This is a genomic window from Bacillus cereus (assembly GCF_002564555.1).
GTDB classification, from domain to species: Bacteria; Bacillota; Bacilli; order Bacillales; family Bacillaceae_G; genus Bacillus_A; species Bacillus_A cereus_K.
In genome coordinates this window covers 40,845-61,699 of record NZ_NUVD01000009.1, presented here as the reverse complement: position 1 = coordinate 61,699, position 20,855 = coordinate 40,845, and the positions used below count along the sequence as shown (strand labels likewise).

Below are 20,855 nucleotides of genomic sequence, written 5' to 3'. Positions count from 1 at the left end.
ATTATTTTTGAATAACATGACTCTTGTGTCTTAAACAACTGTAAGAGTGCTGTACAGCTACGGTTCGTAAAAGCAAAAAGTTCGACTTAAGAGACAATTAATGAGAAACTACAAGTTGTAAATAACGTACTAGTTGAGGAGAGTAAAATGAAATATAAAGTTATATTATTCGACGTAGATGATACATTATTAGATTTTCCTGAAACGGAAAGAAACGCATTACATAATGCGTTTGTACAGTTCGGTATGCCTAGAGGGTATGATGATTATCTTGCAAGTTATAAAGAAATTAGTAATGGGTTATGGAGAGATTTAGAAAATAAAATGATTACGCTAAGTGAATTAGCAGTAGATCGATTTAGACAATTATTTGCGCTTCATAATATAGAAGTAGATGCGCAGCAATTTAGTGACGTATACCTTGAAAACTTAGGTAAAGAAGTACATCTTATAGAAGGTGGAGTACAATTATGTGAGAATCTACAAGATTGCAAGTTAGGTATTATTACGAATGGATATACGAAGGTGCAACAATCTAGGGTTGGAAATTCGCCTTTATGTAACTTCTTTGATCATATTATTATTTCAGAAGAGGTTGGCCATCAAAAACCGGCACGTGAGATTTTTGATTATGCTTTTGAGAAGTTTGGGATTACGGATAAATCAAGTGTACTAATGGTTGGAGATTCGTTAACTTCTGATATGAGAGGCGGAGAAGATTACGGCATTGATACGTGTTGGTATAATCCGAGTTTGAAAGAGAACAAGGCGAGTGTTAAGCCGACTTATGAAGTGGAGAGTCTGCTACAAATTTTAGAAATTGTGGAAGTGGCGGAAGAAAAGGTAGCCTCATTTTAATAGTGTTGAGATTTGTCGAATCTTCAATATAATTTCATATACTAAAATATGGAACAAAAAAGATGGCACCAAGTTAAAACAATTTTACTGAAATAAAATTAGAACCATTTAAACAAGCTGGAATTAAAATTGAGGATTAATGTGGAGAAGGTTTTGGAAAACAGAAATAACACTAAATAATATTTTAAGCTGTTTGTAATGACCAATTACAAACAACTTAAAAATAAAAAAGATTGCTTCTTAGGATCTGAGCAATCTTTTTTTATTTTTTTAGGAGATGAAATATATATTTTTGTACCCTATCTCCATCAAGTAAAAAAATGTTTGTTCCCCAGTAATGAAAAAAATGAATTTAATTCTCATAAATAACTGTAAAGTGGCAAAAATTTCGTTTTGGGGGTAATTCAAAATCTTAAGTTAATGGGTATGGGGTGGAACCCTTTCTTTGTTTAGAACGGATATCCGCCTGTTGGCGGTGGCCAAGCACTAAATAATCTGCGAATCAGCACAATTTCTCCTAAATGGTAGGAATTATGAGATGCAATATTACGTAGAACACCGCCAGGGGTTTCACCAGGCCATTCCTCCAATGTTTTGTCCAATTGAACAGTTTGGGCAATCGTGCATGCCTGTTCAATCCCTTGAAGAAAATACTGAATAATCTGTTGCCACTCTTCCTCACTGGCAGGGCATTCCTCTTCAGGCCAGCTCTCTTTTACATGGGCAGGCAATGCAGGCTTCTTTCCCTGAGCGGATAATAAGAGAAAATCTTGCCAGTAGGTCATGTGTTTTACTAATTGATAAATAGAATAAGGCAGTTCCTCTCTGCGTTTTCCCGCAAGCGCCATGTCTATATCCGACAAAGCATTTTTGATGGGAAGATGTCCTCGTTCTCCTCTTAACGATTTTACTAATGCTTGGCTAAATGCTTTATTTGATTGATCCATAATAATTGACTCCCATCCTGTTTTATTTTCTAATTTGCTGATTTTAAGGTTCCGTCTCTTTTATATGTACTAAATAAATTATAGAAGATTTACGACTATTAAGAGAAAGTAAAATAAGGAAAAAATAACAAGAATCACTGACTTCTTAACGCACAGGAAATCGTTGGTTTTTATTTAAATAGTACCTTAATGTACAATTGTAGTAACAGATAAATCAAAGGTTCGAATGACAATATCCAGGTCTGCAATAATGTCAGCCACTTTTGATTTTAGCTTTTCCTATCCCTCCTGAGTTTTATCCAATTGATTTTATTGTGAATGAACTATGAGTTGATTATAATGATTAGAGTGAACTCTAAGTCAAGAAAAAAATAATAAAAGGATAGTTATTCTATTATGAGGGAGTTCGCAAAGCAAAAATAGTGTTTCTATACGAAGGTCATTTACGTGTTATAATACATGAATTAAATGTGTATATATACATAGTTTCTCAGAGTGATGCAATGTTAGGTATGAACTGTGTAACAACTAGAGGTGAGTAAAGGATGTTAACGTTTTCATTTGAGTTAGACAAGAGTATCCCGCAGAAGGATGAGCCACGATATGATGCTTATGAAAAGGGGTTTATCGAAGGGGATTTAACGATTTGTGTGGGTGACAGAGTACTTTTTCAGAAGTCATGCATGAAGGTCGCAGAGCTCGGTATTTATTTAGGACAGTGGATGGAGCAAGTTGAACACGGGCAGAACGAATCTATGAATTATGAAACGATTGACCGTGATGAGGTAATTCTTGGTTTCTTCTATGAAGAGGACAATCAGTGGAGGGTTTCTTCCAGTTGGCAAGAATTTGAAATTCAGGAGCGTATATCTACTACAACATTAGTAGAGAGCGTACAACGCTATTTGTATGAGCTAAATAAGGAACTGCGCGCGATAGAATATCCTGTGACGTTTGATCAGTACTTAAGAGGAGAGCGAATGATGCAGCTTTCTTACAAACGACTTTGTGATAGTAAAGCGGACATGGAGTCGATAGAGGTTTATAATGGAAGCGAACAAGTAGGTGTAGTACGGGGCTATTATAAAAATACGTTGATGAAAGTGCTAGACTTCATTCCGAAAGTCGGTAGTAATATCATTTATGAAATAAAGGATAGTAAGGACAATATTCGCGTCATTGCAAAGGATGTAAGTAGGCAGCGCCAAAGAAAGATTTTAGTAACGTACATCGATAATAATGATACAGAGCATGAAATAATTGTATGTGACGGAAAGTTATTGGATGCAAATTTCTTATTTACCTTTACGTATAAGACAGAAGAATATGTTATTCACAAAACTGCACTTGGGAGTGGAAAGCTATTACGAAAGGGATATCTAATCGCAGATTGGAATATTCGTCTTGAGGAAGATATGTATTACATCGAGATGAATGTATATGATGAGGATTATATACAGGATCAATACTTACTGTTAGGCGTATTTCATGCGGTTTTGTATGGGTGATAGTCGAATAAATGAAAAATACCGGTATTCTTTATGAAAAGAATGCCGGTATTTTTTATTTGGTTTTGTGTCCTCAATTAATCCTCAAAGATAAAAATCTCATCAATAGAACTATGAAGCGCCTTCGCTATATCGTGAGCAAGCTGTAAGGAAGGATTGTATTTACCTTTTTCGAGATGGCTAATTGTTTCACGACGTACGCCAACTTGTTTCGCTAAGTCTTCTTGCGTTAAATGTAATTTGGCACGGTATTCTTTTATCTTCGTTACGAACGCCATGGCGCATCTTCCATTTCATCAACAGGTTTATCGTAAAAGAACATAGAGAAACCGAATGTAAGGATAAGTGTGCCAAAAATAATCGCAATATCAACCTCTTGTAACGTATTATTTGGAAACGGCATTTCAATAAACATAATGATAGTGGTAGTTAGTAATGTAACGATAAAAGCATTGCGGCAAGATTTATTGACGATTTGTTCAAAAATCTCATCGTGATGAACCTTTCTATACGTTGTGAAAAAGGAGAAAAAACAGAACATAGTAAACAATCCTTTTTCATAGAAAAATCCGAGGAAACCAAAGAAACCGAGAAATCCTAAATATTTGATCCAAGTAGTTTTCATGATAGGTCCTCCTTATAATGTTATAAATATATCACATATGGAAATGTATAGTAATAATAGTTTTCCAATTCTTTTCATAATAATAGTAAAAAGAGGAAATATGCTGCGAAAAGAAGAGGATAATATTGTAAAATGGTTGTAAGGAGGGGGAGGAAGAAATGCTAAGTTGGATAATGATTGTTGTATTACTTGTAGTGATTACTGTAATTGCGACGGTGTTAATTGGGCGGAATGGTGATGCAAATTATAGTAAAGCGACAAAAGGGAATATTAAACGGCTTACGATGATTTATATTATACTAGCTGTCGTTTTAATCGTTGGATTAGGGGTATATATTTATTTTAAAGGTTAAAAAAACTGAAAAAATATAAAAATCTAAAAATGGAAGTATGCTATAATATTAATATAGTTATTTGGTAATTAAGGAAAGGATTGGATGTAATGATTGAAATTGTGAATGTGTCAAAAAGTTATAATGGATCTAATTATGCAGTAAAAGATTTAAGTTTATCTGTACCTAGCGGAGAAATTTTTGGATTTTTAGGACCGAATGGTGCAGGTAAATCAACGACAATTAAGATGATTACTGGTATTCACGGAGTGGACAAAGGGACGATTGCGATTAACGGCAAAGATATTATGAAAGAGCCGATGGAAGCGAAAAAGACGTTTGGTTATGTGCCAGATAGCCCAGATATGTTTTTACGATTAAAAGGCATTGAATATTTAAACTTTATGGCTGATATGTATGAAGTGCCGAAAGAAGTACGACAAGAACGAATAGAGTCTTTAGCGAAGAAGTTTGATCTTTATAATGCGTTATCTGATCAAATTCAAAGTTATTCACACGGTATGAGACAAAAGATTGTCATTATCGGCGTGCTCGTACATGAACCAGATGTGTGGATTTTAGATGAACCATTAACAGGGCTTGATCCGAAATCTGCATATATTTTAAAAGAAATGATGAGAGAGCATGCAGATAAAGGGAAGATTGTATTTTTCTCTACACACGTATTAGAAGTGGCGGAAAAAATATGTGACCGCGTTGCGATTATTAATAAGGGGAATTTGCAGTTTAAAGGGAATTTAAATGAAATGAGAGATCATTTTAAATCCAATGAATCACTTGAAAAAATGTTCTTGGAGATGACGGGCAATGAGTAAAATATGGACGTTAACGAAAGTATTGTTGAAATTAAATTATGCAGATTTTATAGCAGATAAGAAGAAACGATGGGCGTATTTATTTTCATTTGCCGCAATATTATTTGTTGGCTTTTTAATGTTCGGTTCTTTAACGCACGTAATGTATGAAGGGATGATACATTTAGGGCAAGATCCAGGAATGATTATCGCAATGGGACTTGCGATTGCGAGCATATGGGTATTTTTAATGAGTATTACAAACATTTTAACCGTATTTTACTATAGTAATGACATTGAAATGTTACTGCCGTTACCATTGAAACCAGCGCAAATTATTTCGGCAAAATTTTTAACGGTACTCATTACACAGTACGTAATGAGTTCATTCATTTTATTACCAATCTTTATTACGTACGGTTTAAAAAGTGGCGCATTTATTACATATTACATATACATGATTTTTATCTATTTACTCTTCCCAATTGTGCCGTTAGTACTAGCTTCGTTACTGATGACAATTATTATGAGGTATACAAACATAGCGAAAAACAAAGACCGAGGAAATATATTTATTGGAATCGTAAGTATACTATTTATTGTAGGGATTAATGTATTTATGCAGTGGAGAAATAAAAGTGCGTTTTCTGAAGATGCAATTGCGAATTATCTTGCAAACAACCAATCTTCTCTTCTAGTACAAATGACAAATTATTTTCCAACTACATATTTTGGGGCTGTGGCATTAGTAGAAAGTGCAAATTGGAAAGGTCCTTTATATGTAATGATCTTTGCAGTTATTTCATTTGTATTTTTTGTGTTGTTTTATTACATTGCAGAGCGTACATATTTAAAAGGGGTTATTGGAGTTTCAACGAGTACAGCAAAAAAAGAGGTCATCTCAGCAGAAGGTTTACAGAAATCAACGGTACAAAGTTCACATTTAAAAGCGTATGTGAAAAAAGAATTTAAAACGTTATTCCGTACACCACAATTTTTCTTAAATTGTATCGTACAAACTTTCGTTATGCCGATTATGCTGTTCTTTGTTTTATTTGTACAAGATGGAAATTTAAAATGGATTACAGAATATATTAATAATCCAAAATCAGCAGGTCTTGCGATTGGTGTAGGGCTTTGTGCATCTCTATTTTTAATGGGAAGTAACGTCATTGCAACAACGTCATTCTCTCGAGATGGAAGCTCTTGGTTTGTGAATCGTTATTTACCGGTAAAGGCTTCGGATATCTTTTTCGCAAAAGCGATAACTGCTTGGTTAATTAATATAGCGATTTTAGCGGTATTCGGTATTACGATGGCAGTTGTAGCAGGAGTTTCTCCAGTCTTCATGATACTTTGGTTCTTGCTAAGTGCGAACGGGTTACTATTAATTAATTTAATCGGAACACGCTGGGATGCACAAACGGCAGATATACATTGGGATACAGAACAGAAATTATTTAAAAGCCGATATACAACTTTGTGGAATTTTTTAGCTAATATTTTACTAGCTTTAGTTATTGTAGCAGGAGTAAGTGTATTATACTTCTTCCTTCAAGTAGGACTTTGGGTTATGTTTATTGTTTTATTTGTAATGTTTACGATAGTAAATTATATTTTTATTAAAATTTTAAAATTAGGTGCAGAACGCATATTGTCAAATATTCAATAAAAAGATGGATCCTCTGTATTCGTGCAGGGGATTCATCCATAGATGGAGGAGAAAAGGTGAAGAAAATAGCAATTGTAACAGGGGCAACTCGTCTGAATGGAATTGGTGCAGCTGTATGCAAAGTGCTTGCTCAAAAGGGGATAGACATTTTTTTCACGTACTGGCCTCAGTATGATAAAGCGATGCCATGGGGAATGAATGATCAAGAACCCTTTTTGTTGAAAAAGGAGATTGAGAGTTACGGCGTTCGGTGTGAAATGGCAGAAATCAATTTATCGCAGTCGTATTCGCCAAATCGTTTGTTTTATATGGTATCAGAACGTTTAGGTGATCCATCTATTCTTATTAATAATGCCGCGTATTCTACTCATACGAATATTGAGGAGCTTGATATTGAACAGTTAGATAAACATTATACAGTAAATGTGCGTGCTACTATGTTATTAAGTTCATTATTTATAAAACATTATGCACTGAAAACGAGTGGAAGTATTATTAATCTTACTTCAGGGCAATCATTAGGTCCAATGCCAGATGAACTAGCATACGCAGCAACGAAAGGAGCGATTGAAGCATTTACAAAATCTATAGCACCAGTTGCGATGGAGAAGGGGATTACGGTGAATGCTGTTGATCCAGGGCCGACGAATACAGGATGGATTACAGAGGAGTTAAAGCATCATTTAGAGTGGAAATTCCCGCAGGATAGAGTAGGAGAACCTGTGGATGCCGCGCGCTTAATATCTTTTTTAGTAAGTGAAGAGGCGAAATGGGTTACGGGGCAAATTATTCATTCGAACGGTGGTTACTCATAAATATGTTATGTTAACAAACGTTGAGAAAGAAAAAATGAAAGAAAATTTTATTTTTTTGTATAAATAAAATGTCAAGAAAGATAAAAATTTGATAGGAGAGTATATCGTCATATGAAGATAGTAATTCTTCATGTGACAATATACTCTTTTTCTTTTACCGTAGAGAGGAAAAATGAAGTAGAAGAAACTCGAATATTCAAATCGATTTATCATTTTTTGTACGTATTATTATGAAGATTACTGTCGGAAAAATGGTAATTCGTATGAAAAGGGATTTTTTAAGGGGAAATCGAATCGTAAAGGGGAGGATAAATTAAGTAAACATAGGGGGATTTATATGAAAATGAAAAAGGTCGCTATCGCATCGATAACAATTGGTACAATGCTTACTATGGCAGCTTGTAGCCCTTCAGCAGATAAAGATACAGAAAAGAAAGAACAAGTAACAGCGCAAAATGAAGAACCATCAAAAACGACAAGTACAGATGAAGCGTCAAAAACAACGAAAGATACTGAAAAAGAAACAAATACTTCTTCAAATGAAAAAACAGATAAGGATGCAAAAAATACGAAAGAATCATCTGGAACAGAAAACAAAACGTCAAAAGAAAAAGAAACGACAGGCAAAACGAATGAGCAAACTACTAGTGGAAAGGAAACAGATCAATCAACTAGCGGGAAAACGACAGACCAAACGACAAGCGGAAAGACTACTAAAGATCCGAAGAAAAATGTCGCTGTGAAAACAAATGTAAAAGAAGTTGTTGCTTTAATTGATAGCTTAGACAAGCAACTAGCTGCTAATCCTAAATTAGAAACAGTGAATAAGCTTGGAAAACAAATTAATGAAAAGTGGGATGTAATAGAGAAAGATTTAGAAGCATCACACCCAACTGACTTTAAAACAATCGGACAAAGTATGTATCCGTTAATTGTAGGAGCGGAGAAAGAAAAGATTGATATTACTAAAATGAAGTCATTAACGACGAAAACGAAAAAAGATTTAAATCAGTTATTGACGAAGTTATCGTAGTGTGAAAAGAGCCTACTCGTGTGAGTAGGCTTCTTTTCGGTTGAGAGTTTATTTTAAAGTTAATGGGAAACCTATCAAAAAAAGGATGGTGGCAAGAATGACAATCGATCGAATTTGTACAATTGGACCAGCAAGTAATAATAAAGAAACATTAGCGCAGCTAATAAAGAATGGTATGAAAATAGTTCGGTTAAATTTATCACATGGTACCCATGAAAGTCATAAAGAAATCATTCGTTTAGTGAAATCTTTAGATGATTCTATTAAAATTCTAGGTGATGTACAAGGTCCTAAAATAAGATTAGGTGAAATGAACGGAGAACAGATTACACTTCAGGCGGGCAATTCTTTTATTGTACATACGCAACCAGTTACAGGGAGTAATACAGAAGCAAGTGTTGATTATGTAGGAATTGCGAATGATGTGAAAGTTGGAAGTAGAATTTTGATTAATGATGGAGAAGTTGAGTTAATCGTCGAAAAGGTGAGTACGGACAAAATAGAAACAAAGGTCAAAACAGGTGGTAATATCTCATCTCATAAGGGAGTGAACTTACCAGGTGCAATTGTTAGTTTACCAGCTATTACAGAGAAAGATAAAAAAGATATTCAGTTTCTTTTAGAAGAGAATGTTGACTTTATTGCGTGTTCTTTTGTGCGAAAATCAAGTCATATAAAGGAAATACGGAGTTTTATACAACAGCATAAAGAGTCTTCTCCAAATGTAATTGCAAAAATTGAAACGATGGAAGCGATCGAGAATTTTCAAGATATATGTAAAGAGGCGGATGGTATTATGATTGCAAGGGGTGATTTAGGAGTAGAGTTACCGTATCAATTTATTCCTCTTTTACAAAAAATGATGATTCATGAATGTAATCGAACAAATACATATGTTATTATAGCGACCCAAATGCTTCAATCTATGGTAGATCATTCTATTCCTACAAGAGCTGAGGTGACTGATGTATTTCAAGCGGTATTGGACGGGACAAATGCAGTTATGCTTTCTGCTGAAAGTGCATCAGGAGAGCATCCAATCGAAAGTGTGAGAACACTACGTCTCGTTTCTGAATTTGCGGAGCATGTAAAAAAAGATGGTCCTTTTGCGATGAAAGATGTATTAGAATTACTGCATAAGTCTCTGGATAAATGATGAATAAAAAAGAGGGGGATATGCATCCCCCTCGTGTTTTTAACTCATATTACTCTTGCTCTTGCTCATCCAAAATCTTATCAAAAGCAGCAGATACTTTGTCAAACTCTTCGTCATTTTCAATGTATGAAAACTCATTATCTTCTTCTACTTTTAAAAAGAAGATATCAATGTCTTCCTCAGTTTCTGTTTGAATGTCTTCTACGAAGGCAACTGCAATATATTCTGCGCCTTCGACATCCATAGCTCCAAGTACTTCTACTTCCTGATCCTCATTATTCTCATCACTAAGTGTAAACACTTCGCCAACTTCAATATCAGACATATTCATTCTCCTCCTGTTCGACTCTAAAAAATTGAGCACTCAAACTGTATACATACTAACATATCTTTCCATGAAAAAACAAATTCATACATAAGAAAAACAACTGATCTTTCTTTAGTATAAGTAACTATCCGTAAGGGGCATTATTTTATATCTGCATAGCTTGTCTAGTTTTCTCTCGCATTAACTGCTCATAAAAGTCCGATTTGCGCTTCAGTAGAACTGGGCTTACATTTTCTAATCAACGATTTCCCAAAATTGAGCTGCTGCTTTGGAGATTCGTTGGTCGTTTAATTTTACTATTACAGGCTCTAGTTGAAAATTAAATTGTTCCAACTCTAAAAGCGTTATATGTTCTGAAAATGGTGATGTGTAATCCATTTTTGGAATAACGGATAAGCCTAGCCCTTTACTAACAAGTGCTACAACCATACTTATATCTTTACATTCGATAATAACATTTGGCTTGAGTTGATGTTCATCAAACGCTTTGAAGAGGGTTTTATTGAAGGATAGACCTTCCATTGCGCCGAGCATAATGAATGGAAACTGCGCAATCTGTTCAATCGTCACATGCTGTGATGAAAATGATATTGCCCAACTCGCTGGGATAATGACAGTGGTTGATTGTTTTTTTAATACTTTCATTTCATATTGTTCACTATTTCCTAATCGTAAAAGTAAAGCTATATCAATTTCTCCTTGTTCTAGTTTTTTTAATAATTCTTCTGAATTTCCTGTTACTATGTTTATTTTAACATGGGGGTATTGATTTCTAAACGTACTAACATAGTCAATAAGCATATTCGAACATGTAGACGATACACCGATACTTACTGTCCCGCCTATACCTTGTTCAATTTCTTGAATTTGCTGCTTTACATCTTGCACTTGCATTAGCATTTGAGTGGCATATTGATATAGTATTTCACCTGTTTCTGTAAGCTCCCATTTTTGACGGTATCGATGAATTAAAGTTGTACCAAGATCAGTTTCGAGCTTTTTTAATAATTGACTAAGTGGTGGCTGCGCGATATGGAGCACTTCTGCTGCTTTAGAAATACTTCCTTGTTTCACAATTTCTTTAAAGTAATATAATTGCCTGAAATCCATTGTATCTCTCCGTTATATGTTTTTTGATATGATTAGTTTATCATATATATATTTTTCATATGTTGAATTTGACGTTATATTTAATTCTATAGCTATAGTCTTTATATGAATAATATTAACTAGGAAGTGAGAGATAATATGAATCATCGGAACAGAACTTTGAAGCGTATCCTCTTGTACGTGCTCGGGTTATTTTTTATGTCGATTGGCATTAGCATGTCGATTCAAGCAGGATTTGGTGTATCGCCTGTGTCCTCATTAGCATATGCAAGTACGCTAACGATTGGTTTATCGATTGGTGTGACAATGGCGCTGGCAAATGTTTTATACATTATTATTCAAGTCATATTAAGTAAACGAATGGATTTCAATGAATTTGTGAGTCAATTCATTATTTCGTTTTTATTTGGGTTCTTCATGGATGCAACGCTCTTCCTTGTACAACTTTTCCCTACGCCTGAAACGATCTTTGCTCGAAGTGTGTATTTGATTGTTAGTTTATTTGTTATAGCGGTCGGTTTAATGGGCTATACAACAGCGAAATTACCATTAATGCCGTATGATGCGTTAACTTATGCAATTAGTGAAAAATTTAATTTGAAATTTGGTAAAGCAAAAATTTTGAGCGATTTAATAAACATTTGTGTAGCTGGTACAATCTGTATAGTTTTTATTCAATCTTTAGGCTCAATCGGAATCGGTACACTCATTGCCGCCTATTTTATCGGCAAAATTTTAGGGTGGATGATCCCGTATTATCAACCAACTCTTCACGGGTGGGTATTTAAAACAGAGAAGGCTGCTTAGGTTATTATGCTAAAGCAATAAGGAGATAAATTGTAAGGGGGGTATATACTTCAAAGAATATTGATGAGGCTATGTTTCTATCAATGAAAAAACGCCATTCTTTCTGTACAATCGTAGGAAAGAATGGCGTTTTATATATTATCGTTGTGATAAGAAGTGGGATTTCTTGATAAGCATGTACTTGTAATTTTTACCCCGCTATGATTCACAAACTTCTTTTGTGTTCGTAGAAGCCGCATCTAATAAAAGGAAAATCGCCGCTATAATATGTAGAACGATTGCTACATAAGGATAGAAAGCGACTAAAATAGTGAGGATACCTATATAGTTAGTGTAGGTTTTCATACCTTCTTTTTTAGCTAATAAAATTGTAATGATATGTAAAGTAATTACTATAAGTAACGGTATCCCGTATAAGTCAACTAGTCCTTGAAGTAAATAACAAGGAATTAATAAAAGATGGGAAATACCTGCAGTCCACTTTAGTGCTTTTATGACTGCTTTCAAAGTTAATCCTCCTAAAATGAGTCGAATCTATCTATTACCCAATGTAATAGATTATTGGATATTAGTTTAATGATTTACATTTTCCAATTAACGATAATGATATTATGTAAATTTAAAAAGAAAAACCATCCAAATGAGGATGGTTCGTATTATAAATAATTACTTAAAGAAGAAAGGGAAACCTTCACTTCATTACCTTCCTTCATATTCCGCAGTACAACGGTTTCTGTACTAAGTTCTTCCTCACCAATAATAAGCACATACGGGATATTCTCTTTGTTTGCATAATTAAGGGCACGTTTTAATTTACGTCCCGCTAGTTCAAGTTCAATTTTTAATGAAGTAGTAGTGCGTAATTGCTGGGCAATTTGTAAGCATTGTAATTCTGTCTCAAGCGGAATGATAAATAAATCGGCAGTAGATGATGTAGTTTCTTTCTGTGATAGGGCTGTATAAATAACATCTAAACCGAATGAAATACCGACTGTTGGATAGTTCATGTTATCACCACGGAATGCACCGATAATATTATCGTAACGACCACCGCTACCGATGCTAGATGTAATTGAGCCATCTTTTAGGAAGATTTCATACACAGTGCCTGTATACATTGTGAGTCCTCTTGCTAAAAACGGATTAAATATCGTATTTTCATTTATTCCAAGAGCGATTAAATATTGCTGTAATTGTTGTAATTCGTTTATTCCATCGGTAACGAGTGGATTATTAAATGCTTCTTCAAATTCAGTAAGCTTAAACTTCATACAAGATAAAACGGTATTACATACTGACTCTACTGTTTGCGTAGTAATTCCTCGCGCTAATAAATCTTTCCTTACACCATCAATTCCAATCTTTTCAATTTTGTCTAATGATAAAATTACGTCACTCGTTAATTCGGGAGGAATGTTCATAGACTGGAGAATACCATTTAATAATTTTCGGTTGTTATATTGAATGGTTACTTCTAAGTTTAACGTTCGGAACAGTTCAAATGCCATACTCATGAGTTCAGCTTCTGCCATGACTGATTCTACTCCAACTATATCAACGTCGCATTGTATGAATTCACGGAATCTCCCTTGTTTAATCGGACCATCTCGAAATACTTTCCCAATTTCATAGCGTTTAAAAGGGAGGCGAATATTCGGATTCATCGCCACGACTTTTGCGAATGGAATTGTTAAGTCGTAGCGTAAGGCAAGTTCACGTTTTCCTTGATCCTTAAGCGTATATATTTCTTTTAATATCTCATCACCACCACCGTACTTGTAGGACATAAGCTCATACATATTTAACGTTGGTGTTTCTAACGGTTTACAGCCATAACGTTCAAACGTATCTTCACATGCTCTTTTAATTTTATTTCGCAGCACTTGTTCCTCTGGTAAATAGTCTTTCGTTCCTTTTACATTTTTCATTTCCATCATAATCACTCCTCTTTTAAATTAAAAAAAGCTATGCAGGTATAAAAATACCCACATAGCTTTATGAATGCTTCGTGGGTCAACAGGAAAAGCCCTGTACCCACGAAGAAAAATTTTTCTTCGGATACACGGCGTTACGTATGATGATGAAGTTGGAAAGAAGTATTAAAATTTCGCATTACAAATCTCTCCTTAACATAAGTTTTTCCAAATTATATCAGATGATTTTTGAATTATCAATATTTTTAGTTTTGAAATATACGTGAAGTTATGTAGGAGAAATGGAAAAGAGTGTATAATAAAAGAAAACTTAATAATATGAAATAACTTTTTAAGGAGCTAAATACAGTCATATGAAATTTACACAAATATAGACAAATGTATTACAATCTACCTATGATGCAATATAAACCAAAAGAATTTGCTGAAATAATTAATGTATCTGCAAGAACTTTACAGAGATGGGGTAACGAGGCTGTATTGACCGCTTACCGAAACCCTAAAGGAAGAAGATATTATACAGATAAACAGTATAAAGACTATCAGAGATAGGTTCATACGTTTTGGTTATGAATGGTTTGAAAAATTCTTTAGTAAGTTTTGGGAAGAGATTATTGTTGTAACGAATGAAAAATTATCTTCACAGGAAGAGCTTATTCAAGATTTACTATTTATCGTTCATGTATTCAGTTGTAGAATTTACGGGTTAAGGAAATACAAAAAGAAAATATCGGAGGATGAAGATTTATGAAAAGAGCATATCTAATAGAAATTCATCCGACAAAAGAACAAATAACCCAAATAAATCAGACGATTGGTGTGTGTAGGTATGTTTACAACCTGTATATCTCTAAAAACAAAGAGTTGTATGAAGCAGAAGGAAAGTTTCTAAGTGGATATGACTTTTCAAAATGGTTGAACAATGTCTATACAAAAGAATGTGATCAGTGGATAAAAGAAGTATCAAGTAAAGCTGTAAAACAAGCGATTATGAACGGGGATAAAGCTTTTAAGCGATTTTTTAAGGGTTTATCTAAATTTCCACGATATAAGAAAAAGAAAAAGCAAGATGTAAAGTGCTATTTTCCTAAAAACAACAAAACAGATTGGACAGTAGAAAGGCATAGAGTAAAAATCCCCACAATTGGTTGGGTAAGGTTAAAAGAATATGGGTATATCCCTAAAAATGCAACTGTAAAAAGTGGCACAGTGTATCAAAGAGCAGGAAGATATTTTGTATCTGTACTTTGCGAATTGGAAGAGACGGCAACAAAGCTAATACTCACTAAAATAGGTCTAGGGATTGATTTAGGAGTGAAGGATTTTGCTACACGTAGCGATGGTATCGTTCACGAAAACATCAACAAAACAATAAAAGTAAAACAGATAGAAAAACGGTTAAAACGTGAACAACGCTCTTTAGCGCGGAAATATGAAAATATAAAAAAGAGAGGTGGAAAATCTGTTACTAATAAAAGAGCGAATATAGATAAAAATGTTCTTAGGGTGCAAAAGCTATGTGCTCGATTAGCGAATATTCGACTAGAGTATGTAAAGTCTATTGTAACGAATGTGGTGAAAATCAAGCCAATGTTTATTACAGTGGAAGATTTGAATGTGAAAGGTATGTTGAAGAATAAACACCTATCTAAAACAATTGCCAAGCAGTCTTTTTATGCTTTTAAAACGTGGCTTTTGACTAAATGTGAGGAATATGGAATTGAATTACGTCAAGTAGACCGGTTTTATCCATCGTCAAAGTTGTGCTCATGTTGTGGTCAAAAGAAAGTAGACTTAAAGCTATCTGACCGAGTATATGAATGTGACTGTGGAAATGTAATAGATAGAGATTTGAACGCGTCAATCAACCTTTTACAAGCAAAAAAATATACAATACTAACGTAAATAGATTGTATATATGTACGGTGGGCTACATCGGAATTTACGCCTGTGGAGTGTTACAGCAAACTGTAGTAGCGAGTAATTGGCGAGACAGGACACGTAGAAGCAGGAATACTCTAAGAATATACATTTGTCTATATTTTTAGTAGCAGATCACTATGAAAAAAGATAAAACAAATGCGATGCGAATATTAGATAAAGAAAAAATCGAATATTCGATGATGTCATATGATCCAGACGACGGAAAAATTGATGGCGTATCAGTAGCTGAGAAAATTGGACGAGAAGTGAGAGAAGTATATAAAACGTTAATTGCTCAAGGAAATAGTAAAAATTATCATGTTTTTATTATTCCAGTAGATGAGGAATTGAATTTAAAAGCAGCGGCAAAAGCAGTAAGTGAAAAGAAGATTGAAATGATTGCTGTAAAAGATATTACGAAAGTGACAGGATACATTCGCGGTGGTTGTTCGCCAGTCGGCATGAAGAAGTTATTTTCTACATGCATTGATGAGAGCGCACAAATACTTGAAACGATGATAGTAAGTGGCGGGAAAATCGGTATACAAATTGAGCTGAAAGTGGATGACTTGGCGAAAGTGACAAGAGCGCAGTTTGGTGAGGTAACGAAGTAAATATACATAGGGAAAGAAGTTATAGTTTTATTGAATTTAGATAATAATTTATAGGATAGTTAGTCCATTATGGGGCTGATTGTCCTTTTTTATTTACAAAATGAATAAAGATTAAATATTCGGTTTAATCAATGTAATATAGACGTGTAATTTGAATCATTTGTTTGGCTTTGGGAGAAGGACAAAGCCTCGGCGCGAAGACCTTAAATAAACAATCATAATTATCAATATTAAGATTACAGGTACTCTTAATAATAAATAGAGGATGGGAGCGTGTTTTAATGAAGGTTCAAGAAATAACCATCGGTAAAAGAAAGGCTTTCCTTCTATTGGATTCGGAGGGAGTGCTTTTTTGTTTTGATCTTGTCTTTTGGTCTTCAATTGCTTTTTGTCCTTCGGCTTGGCCAGAAAAGCAAACGAGCCGAAAAAATCTGCTTATTACAAAAATACACCGAGTAGGAAATTGTTGTTTATTTAAATGTTCTTCAAATCTACGTACTTCTGTAAAATTTGTAGAAACACACGGAAAATGACGAATGGATATCGTTGTCTGAATATTATGAATATTTTAAAATATGTACAGGTACATATTTTAAATAATGTTCGAAAGGAGGATAAACAAAACGGTAACTAGGGGGTTACAATTTTGGGTCCAATAAACAAGAGAGGGTACGTATTTTCTCCAAAGATGGTATTCGATGATTAGAAAATAATCAAACTTTAAAAAGGAGAGGTTATCAATGAGGGGAAGCAGGAAAAGATTTCTTGTTTTAAGTTCGCTACTTGTAATCTTAGGTTTCTTGAGTTTTAACATTCAAAACAAGGTTTATGCAGCAGATGCGTATAATAGTTATAGAATGATTGGCGGTGTAGGTAATAAATTATATTACATTGGAAATGCGAATACTTATCAAAGGAACTCATCTGTAAACGCAATGACAAAATGGAATAATAGTAATGGTGGACTGACCTGGACACCTATTTGGTTTAGCCAAACTACTAACAGACCAGATAGCGATATTGATATAATGTTTAGTAATTTTGGGAATACAGGATGGTATGGTTCAACAGAATGGTACCGTAGTAGTACTAAACTAAACTCATGGTCAGGAACACCAACAGGTAATTGGAGTTGGTCTAAGATCAATATGAACGATTACTACTATGCAGATATGCAAAAATACGATACCAACACTGAACGTGTTGTTTCTCATGAAATAGGGCATGCTATGGGTCTTGCTCATAACGATATTAGTACAAGTGTAATGCGTATTAGATGGCCGCAAGTACTTGCGCCAAGTAAAGCTGATTTAGATGAAATTACAAGGATGTACCCATAATAATTAATAGGAGGACCTTAAAATGAAAAAATATATTCCATTTTCTATAATAACAACAGTTGTATTATTGGCTTCTGGATGTTCTCAGTTTAATAGTAAAACTGATGCCACGGTAAATAAAACTCAGATAAAAACTGCTGAGGTAGCAAATAACTCCGTGTCAAATGATTTTCCTGTAATTAATATGGGTGGAAAAATGGTGAAATACTATGACGACACATCCACTTTGGTAAATGACAGCTCCTCTGCAATTGAAGGGAATATAGTTAAAAATAAATATACGATATATAACGAAGTATATTTTACCATTTCAACAGTTGTTGTCACAGATGTATTAGAAAGTAATGATAAGCTTAAAGTAGGCGATAAAATAACGGTTCTTCAAACTGGTGGAGTTTTCGAATATAAGTCCGATCCAAAAAATAAAAAGACATTTGATACGGAGCAATCAATGAAAGATGGCCAACAATTTGAAGTAGTTTTTGAGAATGCTCCTGTTATAAAAGAAAATAAAAAAGTAATTCTTTTTTTGGAAAAATATAAAGGCCCAATTAGTTGTCAATATGTAACTAGTGGTGATTTCCAAGGGAGATTTCCAGTGGATGAAAATACAGATACTGTGAGTCCGCAAAATAAAGATTTTAAAGAAAAATTCATAAATACAAATGACTTAAAGGAAAAAATTAAAAAGTTAAAAAAGGAAAAACAATAAAACGAAAATGATTAAGTTACCAAATTATCACAGGTAGTAAGACTCTTACATCAAAATTAGGTGAGGAAGTTGGAGGAGAGAGGAACTGTTTGTAAAAGATCGGTTGCTGAGTGGGAATCTAGTTTCGTATGCGGTAAGTTTTTGCTGGTTAATTCTATTGAAAAATAGTTTTTTCATCTGATTACCGTTTTAAAAACGAACGTTTTTAAAGTTTGTATAAAAAATGTTCATATTTTTATTGCGCGCACACTAATAGTTTGTTATATTATCCATATAATAATTTTGAATAACATCACTCGTATATACTCGGTAATATGGTCCGAGCGTTTCTACCTAGTTCCCAATGAAAGAACTGGACTACGGGTTAAAGTATTCGGCCGTGCTATGTAATGTACGCTACCGATTTATAATTTTGCATGTGCTTAATTAACTTTGACTACCGTAGTTCTAGAAAGTAGAGGTTCTTCTACAATTTCTAGAACTTTTTTGTTTGGACCAAAAGTATCGAGTATAGAAAACAACAAGAGAAAGAGGAGATTATTTATGAAGAAGAATACGTTGAAAAAATGTGCTGCCCTAGTAACTACTGTTGCATTGTCATTCTCGATACTTGCGGGATGTAATGCGAGTCCAAAACAAGTTGAGGCAAAAAGCAATCAAAAACCAATCTTAATTCAAGGGCCAATGCCGATAGAAGCTGAAAAGTTTGCAAAAAGGTTAAAAAATGTGAAAGAAGAAAAGTCTGGAACTTTCGTATTTTATAAAGGAACTGTCGACAATTATCCTGTAATCGTAGCGAAAACAGGTAAAGGAATGGAAAATACAGCTGCCGCTACAGCAGTAGCTATTGAAAAATATAAGCCTCAGGCGATTATTAACCAAGGAACATCAGGTGGACATGATCCAAATTTAAATGTATTTGATATTGTTTTAGGAAAACAAGTAGCAAACATCGGTTCATTAAAAACAACAAATATGGATGAGAATCAAGGAATTGAGCCGACAAAATGGATTGCTATGGATTTAATGGCTTCTGAAGGAAGTGCAGGAGAAGATCCAAATGCTGAGAAGGTCCGATACTACGAGGGAGATAAGGATTTACTTGCAGCAGCGAATGCGGTAAAAGACACATATACAAAAGGTAAAGTAGTTGAAGGTACGATTGGTTCAGCAGATGTTTGGAATAATGAAGTGGATAGAATGAAATGGTTCCATACAAAATACGGTACATCTGTAGAAGAAATGGAAGGTGCTGCTGCAGCACAAATCGCAAAAGCTTATGACGTACCATTCTTAGGAATTCGAGTGTTATCGAACAATAAAACAAACGGCGGAAAATACAATCCAAATACAGCAGCGGCAAATCAAGAATATGTATATGAAGTAGTTAAAAAGTATATCGATACATTGCCAAATAAATAAAATTATTTCTAGTAAAGAAACGTCAAGTAACCCCGAAATGAACGACAAAAGTTGTTTGTTTCGGGGTATTTGCTGTTTTCTTATTTATTACTGGAGTAGTTCGTAGCGTTTCAATAGTATAGAAGTTTTTGCTGAAGCAAATAGCAATCTGGCTTTCTAAGATTATTTGACCACATACAAATTATTGCAACATTAGACAGGGAAACGAAAATAATCCAAGAATATGTTATATAGAAAGAAAAAGGAAAAGAGGGAAAAAGATGTGGAAAACTACGGATCTATGTGATGAGTTTGAAAATGAATTACAAATATGTCGCCAGTCTTTTCGATCTTTTGGGAAGAAAGAACAATTCTATGGGAAGATTGCAACGGTGAAAGTGAAGGATGATAATGTACTAGTGAAAGAAGGGTTGCAAACATTACCGGAAGGAACGGTATTAGTTGTTGATGGCGGGGCTTCTACTAATTGTGCATTACTTGGCGATAATTTGGCTGCGATTGCGGAAGAAAGAAAGCTGGCAGGAATTATTGTCAATGGATATGTTCGTGATTCTGGCGAACTAAAGAATATTAATATTGGTATTTTAGCGTTAGGGACGATGCCAAATAGAAGTGTAAAAGAGGGGAAAGGAGAACGAAATATTTCGTTGCAATTTGGACAAGTGGAATGGAAGCCAAATGAGTATGTTTATGCTGATGAAGATGGCGTTATTATTAGTGAAAATAGTTTGCATAGTTAGTAGGTTTGAAAGTTAGTATTCTTAGAAAATAAATCCGATAAAGCGTGGACAAATTTCTTTGTCAATAGTAAAATAATACAGAAATTTAAAATTTACAGAATGTATAGGTTTATCGTTTTTACGATAACTTGAATGGAAGTTAGTTTTGCCTAGAAAAGTGAATG

Annotated in this window: 23 protein-coding genes, 1 pseudogene and 1 riboswitch; of the genes and pseudogenes, 17 read left to right on the top strand and 7 right to left on the bottom strand. The window is 34.2% G+C overall.

Annotated features, from left to right (window positions below; all coding sequences use genetic code 11):
* Nucleotides 1-147 precede the first annotated feature (147 nt).
* Complete coding sequence (locus tag COI75_RS04290; RefSeq protein WP_000875929.1) at nucleotides 148-858, top strand: YjjG family noncanonical pyrimidine nucleotidase; 711 nt, start codon at nucleotides 148-150, stop codon at nucleotides 856-858.
* Between the two features lie 449 nt (nucleotides 859-1,307).
* Here COI75_RS04290 and COI75_RS04285 read toward each other — a convergent pair whose 3' ends face one another.
* Entirely contained in the window at nucleotides 1,308-1,805 is a 498-nt protein-coding gene (locus COI75_RS04285; RefSeq protein ID WP_000372809.1) for a DinB family protein, read from the bottom strand.
* 545 nt (nucleotides 1,806-2,350) lie between these two features.
* Between COI75_RS04285 and COI75_RS04280 the strand changes: the two genes are divergently transcribed.
* The gene (locus COI75_RS04280; RefSeq protein WP_000955149.1) at nucleotides 2,351-3,313 is read left to right on the top strand and encodes a tubby C-terminal domain-like protein; all 963 of its coding nucleotides are present in this window, start codon (nucleotides 2,351-2,353) and stop codon (nucleotides 3,311-3,313) included.
* Nucleotides 3,314-3,390: 77 nt separating this feature from the next.
* Here COI75_RS04280 and COI75_RS04275 read toward each other — a convergent pair whose 3' ends face one another.
* Together COI75_RS04275 and COI75_RS04270 are read right to left on the bottom strand one after the other, a co-directional pair.
* Complete coding sequence (locus COI75_RS04275; RefSeq protein WP_000896287.1) at nucleotides 3,391-3,591, bottom strand: helix-turn-helix transcriptional regulator; 201 nt, start codon at nucleotides 3,589-3,591, stop codon at nucleotides 3,391-3,393.
* Nucleotides 3,579-3,938 carry a DUF3796 domain-containing protein gene (locus tag COI75_RS04270; RefSeq protein WP_000859229.1) on the bottom strand — a complete coding sequence of 120 codons (360 nt, stop codon included), beginning with the start codon at nucleotides 3,936-3,938 and terminating at the stop codon, nucleotides 3,579-3,581. Before COI75_RS04270 ends, COI75_RS04275 begins: the two co-directional genes overlap by 13 nt.
* Nucleotides 3,939-4,096: 158 nt before the next feature.
* Here COI75_RS04270 and COI75_RS04265 point away from each other — a divergent pair, with 158 nt between their 5' ends.
* From COI75_RS04265 to COI75_RS04235, 6 genes are all read left to right on the top strand, one after another.
* Nucleotides 4,097-4,291: a hypothetical protein gene (locus tag COI75_RS04265; protein WP_000954095.1), complete on the top strand. Its 195-nt coding sequence runs from the start codon at nucleotides 4,097-4,099 to the stop codon at nucleotides 4,289-4,291.
* Nucleotides 4,292-4,380: 89 nt separating this feature from the next.
* Nucleotides 4,381-5,106, top strand: a complete 726-nt coding sequence (locus COI75_RS04260; RefSeq protein ID WP_000570272.1) for an ABC transporter ATP-binding protein — start codon at nucleotides 4,381-4,383, stop codon at nucleotides 5,104-5,106.
* Nucleotides 5,099-6,757 carry a putative ABC transporter permease subunit gene (locus COI75_RS04255; RefSeq protein ID WP_000036854.1) on the top strand — a complete coding sequence of 553 codons (1,659 nt, stop codon included), beginning with the start codon at nucleotides 5,099-5,101 and terminating at the stop codon, nucleotides 6,755-6,757. Before COI75_RS04260 ends, COI75_RS04255 begins: the two co-directional genes overlap by 8 nt.
* 56 nt (nucleotides 6,758-6,813) lie before the next feature.
* Nucleotides 6,814-7,572 (top strand): SDR family oxidoreductase, encoded by a 759-nt coding sequence (locus COI75_RS04250; protein ID WP_000716966.1) that lies wholly within the window; start codon nucleotides 6,814-6,816, stop codon nucleotides 7,570-7,572.
* A gap of 337 nt (nucleotides 7,573-7,909) precedes the next feature.
* Complete coding sequence (locus COI75_RS04240) at nucleotides 7,910-8,605, top strand: hypothetical protein (protein WP_000782523.1); 696 nt, start codon at nucleotides 7,910-7,912, stop codon at nucleotides 8,603-8,605.
* A gap of 97 nt (nucleotides 8,606-8,702) precedes the next feature.
* Entirely contained in the window at nucleotides 8,703-9,761 is a 1,059-nt protein-coding gene (locus COI75_RS04235; protein WP_000151089.1) for a pyruvate kinase, read from the top strand.
* Between the two features lie 49 nt (nucleotides 9,762-9,810).
* Here the strand turns inward: COI75_RS04235 and COI75_RS04230 are convergent, their stop codons facing one another.
* Complete coding sequence (locus tag COI75_RS04230) at nucleotides 9,811-10,092, bottom strand: DUF1292 domain-containing protein (protein ID WP_003271045.1); 282 nt, start codon at nucleotides 10,090-10,092, stop codon at nucleotides 9,811-9,813.
* Between the two features lie 231 nt (nucleotides 10,093-10,323).
* Nucleotides 10,324-11,199 (bottom strand): LysR family transcriptional regulator, encoded by an 876-nt coding sequence (locus COI75_RS04225; protein ID WP_000347552.1) that lies wholly within the window; start codon nucleotides 11,197-11,199, stop codon nucleotides 10,324-10,326.
* 138 nt (nucleotides 11,200-11,337) lie between these two features.
* Here COI75_RS04225 and COI75_RS04220 point away from each other — a divergent pair, with 138 nt between their 5' ends.
* Nucleotides 11,338-12,006, top strand: a complete 669-nt coding sequence (locus COI75_RS04220) for a YczE/YyaS/YitT family protein (protein ID WP_001016537.1) — start codon at nucleotides 11,338-11,340, stop codon at nucleotides 12,004-12,006.
* A gap of 198 nt (nucleotides 12,007-12,204) precedes the next feature.
* Here COI75_RS04220 and COI75_RS04215 read toward each other — a convergent pair whose 3' ends face one another.
* Both COI75_RS04215 and COI75_RS04210 read right to left on the bottom strand, forming a co-directional pair.
* Nucleotides 12,205-12,513 carry a hypothetical protein gene (locus tag COI75_RS04215; RefSeq protein ID WP_000648781.1) on the bottom strand — a complete coding sequence of 103 codons (309 nt, stop codon included), beginning with the start codon at nucleotides 12,511-12,513 and terminating at the stop codon, nucleotides 12,205-12,207.
* Between the two features lie 149 nt (nucleotides 12,514-12,662).
* Complete coding sequence (locus COI75_RS04210; RefSeq protein ID WP_000970408.1) at nucleotides 12,663-13,943, bottom strand: histidine--tRNA ligase; 1,281 nt, start codon at nucleotides 13,941-13,943, stop codon at nucleotides 12,663-12,665.
* A 393-nt stretch (nucleotides 13,944-14,336) separates the two neighbouring features.
* Here COI75_RS04210 and COI75_RS04205 point away from each other — a divergent pair.
* From COI75_RS04205 to rraA, 8 genes and pseudogenes are all read left to right on the top strand, one after another.
* Nucleotides 14,337-14,767, top strand: a pseudogene (locus COI75_RS04205) (IS607 family transposase).
* The gene (locus tag COI75_RS04200; RefSeq protein ID WP_232288630.1) at nucleotides 14,712-15,845 is read left to right on the top strand and encodes an RNA-guided endonuclease InsQ/TnpB family protein; all 1,134 of its coding nucleotides are present in this window, start codon (nucleotides 14,712-14,714) and stop codon (nucleotides 15,843-15,845) included. The pseudogene COI75_RS04205 and the gene COI75_RS04200 overlap by 56 nt, the downstream one beginning before the upstream one ends.
* 155 nt (nucleotides 15,846-16,000) lie before the next feature.
* Nucleotides 16,001-16,477 carry a Cys-tRNA(Pro) deacylase gene (gene ybaK, locus COI75_RS04190; RefSeq protein WP_000710853.1) on the top strand — a complete coding sequence of 159 codons (477 nt, stop codon included), beginning with the start codon at nucleotides 16,001-16,003 and terminating at the stop codon, nucleotides 16,475-16,477.
* A gap of 281 nt (nucleotides 16,478-16,758) precedes the next feature.
* A complete protein-coding gene (locus COI75_RS04185; protein ID WP_000867920.1) occupies nucleotides 16,759-17,010 on the top strand; it encodes a hypothetical protein in 252 nt (83 codons plus the stop codon).
* 207 nt (nucleotides 17,011-17,217) lie between these two features.
* Complete coding sequence (locus COI75_RS04180) at nucleotides 17,218-17,817, top strand: matrixin family metalloprotease (RefSeq protein WP_001215020.1); 600 nt, start codon at nucleotides 17,218-17,220, stop codon at nucleotides 17,815-17,817.
* A gap of 22 nt (nucleotides 17,818-17,839) precedes the next feature.
* Nucleotides 17,840-18,529, top strand: a complete 690-nt coding sequence (locus COI75_RS04175; protein WP_000760074.1) for a hypothetical protein — start codon at nucleotides 17,840-17,842, stop codon at nucleotides 18,527-18,529.
* Between the two features lie 276 nt (nucleotides 18,530-18,805).
* A riboswitch (purine riboswitch) is annotated at nucleotides 18,806-18,909 on the top strand.
* A 163-nt stretch (nucleotides 18,910-19,072) separates the two neighbouring features.
* Entirely contained in the window at nucleotides 19,073-19,951 is an 879-nt protein-coding gene (locus COI75_RS04170) for a 5'-methylthioadenosine/S-adenosylhomocysteine nucleosidase (RefSeq protein ID WP_000742455.1), read from the top strand.
* A gap of 260 nt (nucleotides 19,952-20,211) precedes the next feature.
* The gene (gene rraA, locus COI75_RS04165) at nucleotides 20,212-20,691 is read left to right on the top strand and encodes a ribonuclease E activity regulator RraA (RefSeq protein WP_000266064.1); all 480 of its coding nucleotides are present in this window, start codon (nucleotides 20,212-20,214) and stop codon (nucleotides 20,689-20,691) included.
* Nucleotides 20,692-20,855: the final 164 nt, after the last annotated feature.

Bases quoted from the DNA above. Each gene is read 5' to 3' on its own strand.
- COI75_RS04210 (WP_000970408.1), bottom strand. From the start codon at position 13,943: ATGATGGAAATGAAAAATGTAAAAGGAACGAAAGACTATTTACCAGAG.
- COI75_RS04275 (WP_000896287.1), bottom strand. From the start codon at position 3,591: ATGGCGTTCGTAACGAAGATAAAAGAATACCGTGCCAAATTACATTTA.
- COI75_RS04270 (WP_000859229.1), bottom strand. From the start codon at position 3,938: ATGAAAACTACTTGGATCAAATATTTAGGATTTCTCGGTTTCTTTGGT.
- COI75_RS04170 (WP_000742455.1), top strand. From the start codon at position 19,073: ATGAAGAAGAATACGTTGAAAAAATGTGCTGCCCTAGTAACTACTGTT.
- COI75_RS04225 (WP_000347552.1), bottom strand. From the start codon at position 11,199: ATGGATTTCAGGCAATTATATTACTTTAAAGAAATTGTGAAACAAGGA.
- COI75_RS04285 (WP_000372809.1), bottom strand. From the start codon at position 1,805: ATGGATCAATCAAATAAAGCATTTAGCCAAGCATTAGTAAAATCGTTA.
- COI75_RS04220 (WP_001016537.1), top strand. From the start codon at position 11,338: ATGAATCATCGGAACAGAACTTTGAAGCGTATCCTCTTGTACGTGCTC.
- COI75_RS04230 (WP_003271045.1), bottom strand. From the start codon at position 10,092: ATGAATATGTCTGATATTGAAGTTGGCGAAGTGTTTACACTTAGTGAT.
- COI75_RS04265 (WP_000954095.1), top strand. From the start codon at position 4,097: ATGCTAAGTTGGATAATGATTGTTGTATTACTTGTAGTGATTACTGTA.
- COI75_RS04185 (WP_000867920.1), top strand. From the start codon at position 16,759: ATGAAGGTTCAAGAAATAACCATCGGTAAAAGAAAGGCTTTCCTTCTA.
- COI75_RS04255 (WP_000036854.1), top strand. From the start codon at position 5,099: ATGAGTAAAATATGGACGTTAACGAAAGTATTGTTGAAATTAAATTAT.
- COI75_RS04280 (WP_000955149.1), top strand. From the start codon at position 2,351: ATGTTAACGTTTTCATTTGAGTTAGACAAGAGTATCCCGCAGAAGGAT.
- COI75_RS04175 (WP_000760074.1), top strand. From the start codon at position 17,840: ATGAAAAAATATATTCCATTTTCTATAATAACAACAGTTGTATTATTG.
- COI75_RS04235 (WP_000151089.1), top strand. From the start codon at position 8,703: ATGACAATCGATCGAATTTGTACAATTGGACCAGCAAGTAATAATAAA.
- COI75_RS04240 (WP_000782523.1), top strand. From the start codon at position 7,910: ATGAAAATGAAAAAGGTCGCTATCGCATCGATAACAATTGGTACAATG.
- COI75_RS04260 (WP_000570272.1), top strand. From the start codon at position 4,381: ATGATTGAAATTGTGAATGTGTCAAAAAGTTATAATGGATCTAATTAT.
- ybaK (WP_000710853.1), top strand. From the start codon at position 16,001: ATGAAAAAAGATAAAACAAATGCGATGCGAATATTAGATAAAGAAAAA.
- COI75_RS04290 (WP_000875929.1), top strand. From the start codon at position 148: ATGAAATATAAAGTTATATTATTCGACGTAGATGATACATTATTAGAT.
- rraA (WP_000266064.1), top strand. From the start codon at position 20,212: ATGTGGAAAACTACGGATCTATGTGATGAGTTTGAAAATGAATTACAA.
- COI75_RS04180 (WP_001215020.1), top strand. From the start codon at position 17,218: ATGAGGGGAAGCAGGAAAAGATTTCTTGTTTTAAGTTCGCTACTTGTA.